The sequence below is a fragment of the Peribacillus sp. NPDC046944 genome (assembly GCF_050272735.1).
In the GTDB taxonomy this organism is placed as follows: domain Bacteria; phylum Bacillota; class Bacilli; order Bacillales; family DSM-1321; genus Peribacillus.
Genome location: NZ_JBNNML010000014.1, coordinates 54,111 through 63,596, shown reverse-complemented (window position 1 = coordinate 63,596; position 9,486 = coordinate 54,111). Strand labels below are relative to the sequence as shown.

Here is a 9,486-nt window from a genome sequence, read left to right as displayed (position 1 = left end):
GGGAGCAAGCTCCCATCGATTCGCTCGACTTGCATGTATTAGGCACGCCGCCAGCGTTCGTCCTGAGCCAGGATCAAACTCTCCGAAGAAATGTTCGACTTGCTCATTTTGCTTTTTTATAGTGTGTGCTCACTCAAAATTTACGTTGGCGCTTTGTTTTGTTCAGTTTTCAAAGAGCAATTTGTTTGCCGTTATCTTAGCGACTTTATTATCTTAACACCTCTCAACCAACTTGTCAACAAGTTTCGAATGTTTCTTTTCTCGTTATGATGTCGTGTTGATGTCGTGTTTCGGTGTAGTTAATATAATATCACCAGTAGAAATACAAGTCAATTAAAATTGTGATATTTCTTTGTTTTTTTAAATCCTATCTATAGAGTACAACTTCCACTAGTATACCCACTTTATCCTTTCTACTTCAAAGACATGTCGTTAACATAAATCTATAAATAGAAGCAGGGGGCAACTTCAATAGTCACCCCCTGCTTCTATAACGCTTATTTATTAAAAGAAATAATGTTTGCTTCTTTAATATCGACTTTTCCGCTCTTTTCTATCTTAACGCTTTCCCCTTCAGCGAGGTTCGTAAAGACAATCGGAGTAATAATAGAAGTCGCATTATTTTTAACATAGTCAATATCTACTTTAAGTAGTGGTTGGCCGATTTTCACCTTGTCATCTTGAGCGACGAGCGCTTCAAACCCTTTACCTTCTAATTTAACTGTATCGATTCCGACGTGAATCAGGACTTCTCGCCCTGTTTCCGAAACGATACCAATGGCGTGTTTAGTTGGAAAGAGATTGACAATCGTCCCGTCAACCGGAGAAACAACCAGACCATCCTCCGGCACAATAGCAAAGCCATCGCCCATCATTTTTTCAGCAAATACTGGATCAGGCACTTCAGTAATCGGCTTGATTTCTCCTTTAATAGGAGAAACGAATTTTTCAGAGTCAGAAGACCCTTCCGTCCGTAATGGTTTCGGAATCACATCTTCTATTTGATTTTCTACGCCTTTTTCTGGTGAGGCTTCAACCCTACTAGGTCTTTTCCCATCCATGATTTCTTTCATTTGCCCTTTAATCGTTTCGGAACGTGGGCCAAAGATGGCTTGGATATTGTTACCGACTTCAAGCACTCCTGCCGCACCGAGTTTCTTCAATCTATTTTTATCAACTTCTTTAATATCATTAACTGACACACGAAGGCGCGTGATACAAGCGTCCAAATGCGCGATGTTTTCTTTTCCGCCCATCGCTTCCAAAATATCTCCAGGAAGGTTACCTGATTTCTTGGAAGATACTCCAACTTCGTCATCATCTTCTTCTACCTCGCGACCAGGAGTTTTCAAGTTGAATTTCCTGATTGCAAATCGGAATCCGAAATAATAGATAAGCGCAAATACTAAACCAACCGGAATTACGATCCAAGCATTTGTTTGCGGATTGATTAAACCGAATAATGTATAGTCGATTAACCCGCCGGAGAAGGTCATCCCAATTTTTACATCAAGCAAATGCATCGTCATGAATGATAGACCTGCAAACACACAGTGAATAGCGAAAAGAATCGGCGCTACAAATAAGAATGAGAATTCAATTGGCTCTGTTATACCTGTCAAGAAAGCTGTAAGAGCAGCCGATGCCATTAAACCACCGACAATTTTCTTGCGTTCTGGACGAGCTTCGTGATAGATGGCCAATGCTGCAGCCGGTAACCCGAACATCATGAATGGATATTTTCCTGTCATGAACGTACCAGCCGTTAAATTCTCCACTCCATCTTTAATTTGCGCCATGAAGATTGCTTGGTCACCTCTGATAGGTTCACCCGACGAATCGATGTAGCTACCAAATTCAAACCAGAATGGTGAATAGAAGATATGATGCAAGCCGAACGGAATTAACGCCCGTTCCACTACCCCAAAGACAAATGCACTAAGCGTCAAATTAGCTCCAAGCATGTTTTCTGAGAAGGAATTTAATCCAGATTGAACGGTCGGCCAAATTACAATCATGACCAGTCCCAAAACAACCGCGCTTACCGCTGTAATAATAGGCACGAAACGTTTTCCCGCAAAGAACCCTAAATACGAAGGCATCTCAATTTCATAGAACTTATTATACAAAATGGCAGCCATGACCCCGACGATGATTCCGCCGAATACTCCTGTACCTAACGTAGGAATTCCAAGAACATTGCTGTAAACGGCACTATTTTTCTCGACATCAGTCAAATCAATTCCTAAGACCGTTCCCATCGTTACATTCATGATCAGGAATCCGATGATTGCTGCCAAACCAGCAACCCCATCTCCACCTGCCAGTCCAATCGCTACACCTACCGCAAATAATAGCGGAAGATTTCCAAAAATAATATTCCCAGCGTTTTCCATGACAGACGCTACCATTTCCACTCCGCCATTTTCTAGAAACGGAGCGATATCCAAGAGGGCAGGGTTTTGTAAAGCATTACCCAGTGCGAGTAAAATACCGGCAGCAGGCAAGATCGCTACAGGAAGCATTAAAGATTTTCCAATTTTTTGCAAGATACCAAACAACTTCTTAAACATTAGGTTTCCTCCTCATTTTGTTTTCACACTAATAAAACGGTTACATTTCATTAAACTGCTAATACACTTCTAAGCTGTTTTGTATGCAAAAAAGGCATAAGTAAAGGTAGGACCGAAAAAGAACATGTGGGTATAGATTACCCTGTTCCACTCTCAATCATTCTCCTTACTTATGCCTGATCGAATCAGTAACACGTAGGTTAATGTTTTATTTAATTTTATTTTGCAATCGTTGAATATGCATCGTTAAGTAGACAGCTTCCGCATCACAAACCGGTTTGCCTAATTTCTGTTGCATAATTTTTATTAGTTTCCAAGACAAATTGTAGCATACAGGATATTCTTCTTTCAATAGCAAAGTGATTTTTTCAGGTTCATCCACCGTTTCCCCTGCCAATACGCGATCGATCATAAACCTTAAATGACGAATCAGCCGCGAATAATCGATGCTTTCTTTATTTATCTCAACGTTCAACTGCTCTTCTATAATGGAAATCAGTTGAAAAATCACCTGGGAATACTGATTGACGTCAGATAAATCCTTATTTGCTATGGCACTATGGATATGAAGCGTGATGAAGCCAATCTCTCCATGAGGCAGTCCTATCCCGGTCTTATCTTGAATGAGGTCAACAACCTCGACTGCGATATTATGCTCAAAAGGATAGAGGGTGATCGTCTCTTTTAAAAATGGGTTTTTTATGGTCATCCCTTGGGAAACCCGTTGAAGGGCGAATAGTAAATGATCAGTTAAGCCCACATGTATATGCTCATTAAGTTTTCCAGGGACCCTTTTGTTTATCAAATGAATGGATTCAATTATGGCCGCTTGAAGATTTTGATCGATTTTCGGCAATAACTTCTTGTAATTTTCCTGTTCCTTCTCGCTTTTCAAAACAAACGTTTTCTCTGCGAGTTCCGGACTTAGTTCATCGCCTTTTTTTCGATTAAATCCCAGGCCCTTTCCAATAGAAACGACCTCACCATATGATGGGTGATTAGCAATTACAACATTATTGTTCAATACCTTTTCAACGATAAAACCGCTCATTTTTTTCCCTCTTTTTTGAAAGAATTATCCCATCCATTACAAAACATTTATATCTATACTATACACGTAAAGTCCTTCTTCTTACAACACGAGAAAAGAGGCCTATAATAGGCCTCTTTTCTCGTGTTGTTTCACTTTAAAAATATGAAGTATAGAAGGAAGACCACTCCAAGTCCCCACATGATTGGGTGAACTTCTTTCGCTCTCCCTTTCATTGTCATCGTAATAGGATAAAAGATAAATCCACAGGCAATCCCTGTTGCAATCGAATATGTCATGGGCATCATGATAACTGTGAAGAAGGCAGGCACCGCTACTTCAAATTTATGCCAGTCAATGTTTTTAAGCGATGAGGCCATTAGTACACCTACAATGACTAAAGCTGGTGCAGTTACCGCTGACGTCACGACGGAAAGTAGCGGGAAAAAGAAAAGAGATAGGACGAACAGTAAACCTGTAACCACTGCGGCAAAACCGCTACGAGCACCGGCAGCGACACCCGCTGTCGACTCCACATAAGATGTCGTCGTCGATGTACCAAGGATCGCACCTGAGACAATGGATAGAGAGTCAGCAAGCAACCCTTTTCCAACTCTCGGAAGAACATTATCCTTCATTAAACCTGCTTGTTGAGCGACAGCCACCAACGTACCGGCTGTATCGAAAAACGCTACGAACAAGAAGGTCAAAATCACGATCAGCATTTGGCCTGTAAAGAGCTCACCAGGATTTCCGAAAGCATCGAACGCAACTCCGAATGTTGGTGCGATACTTGGAATCGCTCCAACGATTTTCTCCGGCACTGGCACTTGCCCAAAAATCATGCCAGCTATGGCAGTGATCACCATTCCGATGAATACACCGCTTTTCACGCCTTTGGTCATTAGAATGACGGTGACGATTATCCCGAATACCGCGAGCAATGTACTTCCGTTCGTTAAATCACCAAGTCCGACCAGTACACTATCATCATTCTTGATGATCCCTGCATTTTGAAACCCTACAAATGTTATAAATAGTCCAATACCAGCTCCGACCGCATATTTCAATTCGACTGGAATGGCATTAATGATTTTTTCCCGAATACCAGATAAGGATAGAAGGACAAATATGAGCCCTGAAATTAAAACACCGGTTAAAGCCGTTTGCCACGGGATTCCGAAACCGAGTACAACCGTAAAGGCAAAAAATGCATTCAATCCCATTCCTGGTGCAAGCGAGATTGGATACCTGGCTATGAGACCCATCAATATGGAACCAATTGCGGCAGCCAATGCCGTTGCGGCAAACACTGCTCCATAATCCATTCTCAATTCATCAGGGTAATCCTCTATGCCCTGTAACGTTAACATCACTGGATTCACAACCAGTATATAAGCCATTGAGAGGAATGTAGTTAAACCGCCGAGTATTTCCCGACGATAGCTAGTACCCAGTTCATTAAAACGAAAGTAATTTTTCATAATGAGTCTCCCCTATCATAAGTTCGTATAACACAAAATGAAAATACCCCATTCGCTTCCGAACGGGGCTCAACTACTAATATGTAAAGAATGCGCGCGTGACCTACCCCACCCATTCATTCACATCGTAGTCAAGCTGTTAACGGCAGCTTGGTAGAAACTTTCGGGCCATATTCCCGATATTATACGACGATTATGTTCAATTTATTATTATAGGTATAGTGTACCAGTGCGTAAAACAGCCGTCAATATAAAAAGCGAATAATTTTAATTAAAAAATATAGAACGTTCGCCTTTTAGTTATCATTTCCATTTCACGAAGAATATCCACCCTCTATCATCCACAAATAACCCAAAAAGATAAATACCAAAAAAAACCAGCGAAGGTAAAACCCTCACTGGTTCGATGTATATACTATTCCCACTCAATCGTTGCAGGTGGCTTGGACGTTATGTCATACACAACGCGGTTAACATGATCCACTTCATTGACGATTCTTGTGGAGATGATTTCAAGTACTTCCCAAGGAATTCGAGCCCAGTCGGAAGTCATTCCATCAATTGATGTGACAGCACGGATACCGATTGTGTAATCATACGTACGGGCATCTCCCATTACCCCTACACTACGAATGTTAGGAAGGACTGTGAAGTATTGCCAAATTTCACGTTCTAAACCATTCTTCCTGATTTCCTCGCGTAAGATATAATCAGACTCACGGACGATTTCAAGCTTTTCATCTGAAATTTCTCCTAATACACGAATTCCCAAACCAGGACCTGGGAACGGCTGACGCCAAACGATTTCATCAGGAATGCCCATTTCGCTTCCTAATGCCCGTACTTCGTCCTTGAACAAAGTATTCAATGGTTCAATCAATTTGAATTGCATATCTTCCGGTAGACCGCCGACATTATGATGTGATTTAATCGTTTGTGCCGTTGCCGTACCGCTTTCAATGATATCTGTGTAAAGCGTACCTTGTGCAAGGAAATCGATGCCTTCTAGTTTCGTTGCTTCATCATCGAACACGTAGATGAACTCGTTACCGATGATTTTACGTTTCTGTTCAGGATCGGAAACGCCAGCAAGTTTCGATAAGAAACGTTCTTTTGCATCCACTTTAATGACGTTCATATTAAAGCCATCACTGAAAGTTTTCATAACACTTTCCGCTTCACCTTTACGAAGTAAGCCATGATCAACGAAGATACATGTCAGCTGATCGCCAATCGCTTTATGGATCAACACAGCCACTACGGATGAATCCACTCCACCGCTCAATGCGCAAAGTACTTTTTTATCGCCGACTGTTTGACGGATTTTTTCCATTTCAATTTCAACGAAATTTTCCATGGACCAGTCACCTTTACATCCACAAACTCCGAATACGAAGTTCTTCAGGATTTCATTGCCGTGTACGGAGTGACGTACTTCTGGATGGAATTGAACGGCATATAATTTACGTGACTCATCACTCATTGCCGAAATCGGACAAGACGGATTCGTTCCATCGACCGTGAAACCTTCAGGTGTTTCGACGACCAAGTCACCGTGACTCATCCAGACGATTTGTTCTTTTGGAAGATCACTGAATAATTTAGATTCATTTTGAATCGTAAGAGTCGCTTTTCCATATTCACGGTTTTTGGCGCGTTCCACTTTTCCGCCAAAATGTTTTGTCATCAGCTGCATGCCATAACAAATTCCGAAAATTGGAAGACCTAAATCGAAAATACGTTCATCGCAGCCAAATGCACTTGCATCATATACACTGTTAGGGCCACCTGAAAAAATGATCCCTGTAGGATTCATTTCCTGTAGTTCCTCCACTGTAATGGTATGAGGATGAAGCTCACTGTACACACCGAATTCACGAATACGTCGCGTAATCAATTGATTATATTGGCTTCCGAAATCAAGTACTACAATCATTTCTTGGTTTTTCTGCAATTCTGTTTTCCCCGGCACAAACGTCACCTCTATCAATGTAATTCACCCAAAAACGAGTGATTTTTCATATAAAAAAATAGTATCATAAAAAAAGGAAAACTAAAAATCCACCCACAACGATATACGGAAAAAGTATATACGAAGGCAGATTTTCAGCTTTCCTGTAAATCTGCCTTCATAGTCAAATCATTTACGGTGATTCGGTAGAAACTTTCGATCCATATTATCGAGGATATATGAAGGACAGTATTAGTTTAAGTTATTGTATCAATATAATAAAAACATGGTCAAGAGCTAGTTTTTTTCATAAGCGTTTCCCAGTCACTGCGAAAACGCTCCCACTCCTCTTCTTCTGGATCACCACGGTAGGTCATTACTTCGTATCGAGCTGTCATTTCCTGCATTAAATTCGTCTCATAAACCGCATCTACATAGGCTGCATATTCCCGCAAGGTTTGTCCTTCAGGCCGCTCTAACCCTGCCCGGACCAACTGTTTCAATAATAATTGGTACGCCTGTATAAAGTATGGACCGGTTTTCTTTTTTAACCGAAGGATTTGTACAAAAGGGAGCCATTTCCTTCTATACAAATACCCTACGGCAAGAAGTAAAGCTATGCATAAAATAATACCGGCACTCCACATTAATAAAGTATTTTGGCTTAAAAGGACACTTTTCTTAGTTGATCCAGGTTCATTTTCGGGTGTATCCGGGCGCTCTCTAGTCTGTGTCTCATCTTGCTCCACTAGTTTTTTGTCTTCCTGCTCGGTTTCCTCCGTATTTTCCGAATTCAAATTCGAATTGTAAAAATCCATTTGCCCATTGAATCCCTTCGTAGGCTCAAATGGTACCCATCCCAATCCTGAAAAATAAACCTCCACCCATGAATGGGCATTATTATTCGTCACTTTATAGGCGGATTCACCTTTATAAATTGATTTCTCCCCTTCCGTATACCCCTTAACCCATCTTGCCGGAAGGTTGGCGGCACGTAATAAAATGACCATCGCCGTTGAATAATTATCGCAATACCCAATTTGGGTCTCGAACAAGAATTGATCCACATAATCCTGATTATCGCCTGGATACGGAATGTCTTCTTTAGAATAGCTGAATTCAGGACCGTCGAAGTGATTTTCTATGGCCTTTGCCTTATCGTACCAATTATCCTCATTCACCGTAAGTTCGTTGGCCAGTTCATAGATACGGGTTGGCAATCCCTCCGGAAGCTGTGTATTGCTTTCCATGAGGACATCCATCGTTTCATCCTGTTCCGTAACTTTCCGTAAGTCAGCCAGATCATAGCTAGGCATTTCATAAACCAGTTCATATTCTTTCGTGGTAAGGGGCTCACTGCCTTCGTCTACCGAAATGTACTTGTCCATATTTGTATAATATTTAAACCAATCTCCATTCTCAGCCTCTACCTTCTTCAGGTACCCTGATTGGGGATGAAGAAGGTGAGAGTAACTTTCCATCATGGTTACCCTTGTATTCATGTCTTCCGTTTTCAACACTTCAGGAATCTCAAATTCTTTTATATCCTTCAAATCCTGACCATTAGAGAAACTGATATAGTCTTCCATTCCCTCAACGGAAACCCACCCTTTTCCGGTATAGATATCTTTGTTCTCGACTTTCCAATAGTGTCCGGTATTGGCCGTATTATAAAAAATGACCGTATTGTCCGGCTCTATCGACCCACCAAGTGATGAATCATCTTCGTCATACCCCACCCGTTTTTCAACGGAGCTTTCATCACTTCCTGTCACCTTATCGGAATAAGAAACAATGAACGGTACAGGGTCCGGCCATTGTGACGCGAACTTCGGAGCAGTGAAACCAACGAAGACGCTTACTAACAGCATCCCCGCTAGCATGATGGACCATTTACTGAATGGACCTCCTGAAAACACCAATCTCTCTTGTATGGACAAGCGTAGCATGGCCAACACACCAAGCATCGAAAACCCGATGATGATGATCCTAATCATGGCCATATCCCCATCATATGGTGTGAATGTATCGAGAATCGATAGGAAAATGATCGTTAATATATAAAGTAAAAATATGTTTCGTCTCACCGTCACCCAGTAATGAATCAAGTATGTCACAAGCCAAAGAAGCACGAAAAACAACAGCGTTCTAAAGGGGTTGGAAAGCAGCTCCCACTTCCCCTCATACATATTCGAAACGTTAGCCGTTATATCCAGCAAATCACCAGTAAGCCATTTGAAGGTCAGGAAAGGATCTGACGAATACAAGAAATGGACCGCAATTAATATAAAGGCACTTACGAGGATGAAACGCACAAACCAGTGGATACCGAAATAGTGTAGGAGCAAGGAAAATAACACAAAGATAATGAAAATCAAGATATTTCCTGTATCCGTAAGCTTCTCTACGGGTCGTAACCATTCGGTAATCAATAGAAGACCAAATATA

General features: G+C 41.3%; 5 protein-coding genes, 1 rRNA gene and 2 riboswitches. All 6 genes read right to left on the bottom strand.

The features are described 5' to 3' along the window. Window positions 1-89, bottom strand: a 16S ribosomal RNA gene (locus tag ACQKIC_RS18805); the annotation flags it as partial. 408 nt (window positions 90-497) lie between these two features. Continuing rightward, window positions 498-2,573 (bottom strand): glucose-specific PTS transporter subunit IIBC, encoded by a 2,076-nt coding sequence (ptsG, locus tag ACQKIC_RS18800; RefSeq protein ID WP_427592129.1) that lies wholly within the window; start codon window positions 2,571-2,573, stop codon window positions 498-500. A gap of 208 nt (window positions 2,574-2,781) precedes the next feature. After that, window positions 2,782-3,624 carry a glucose PTS transporter transcription antiterminator GlcT gene (gene glcT / locus ACQKIC_RS18795; protein ID WP_402875546.1) on the bottom strand — a complete coding sequence of 281 codons (843 nt, stop codon included), beginning with the start codon at window positions 3,622-3,624 and terminating at the stop codon, window positions 2,782-2,784. Window positions 3,625-3,755: 131 nt separating this feature from the next. After that, window positions 3,756-5,087 (bottom strand): NCS2 family permease, encoded by a 1,332-nt coding sequence (locus ACQKIC_RS18790; protein ID WP_427592130.1) that lies wholly within the window; start codon window positions 5,085-5,087, stop codon window positions 3,756-3,758. Window positions 5,088-5,195: 108 nt separating this feature from the next. Further along, window positions 5,196-5,297: riboswitch (purine riboswitch) on the bottom strand. Between the two features lie 205 nt (window positions 5,298-5,502). Further along, window positions 5,503-7,059 (bottom strand): glutamine-hydrolyzing GMP synthase, encoded by a 1,557-nt coding sequence (gene guaA, locus ACQKIC_RS18785; protein WP_402875551.1) that lies wholly within the window; start codon window positions 7,057-7,059, stop codon window positions 5,503-5,505. A 140-nt stretch (window positions 7,060-7,199) separates the two neighbouring features. Beyond that, window positions 7,200-7,301: riboswitch (purine riboswitch) on the bottom strand. 27 nt (window positions 7,302-7,328) lie between these two features. Then, window positions 7,329-9,470, bottom strand: a complete 2,142-nt coding sequence (locus ACQKIC_RS18780) for a transglutaminaseTgpA domain-containing protein (RefSeq protein ID WP_427668730.1) — start codon at window positions 9,468-9,470, stop codon at window positions 7,329-7,331. Between the last annotated feature and the right edge of the window lie 16 nt (window positions 9,471-9,486).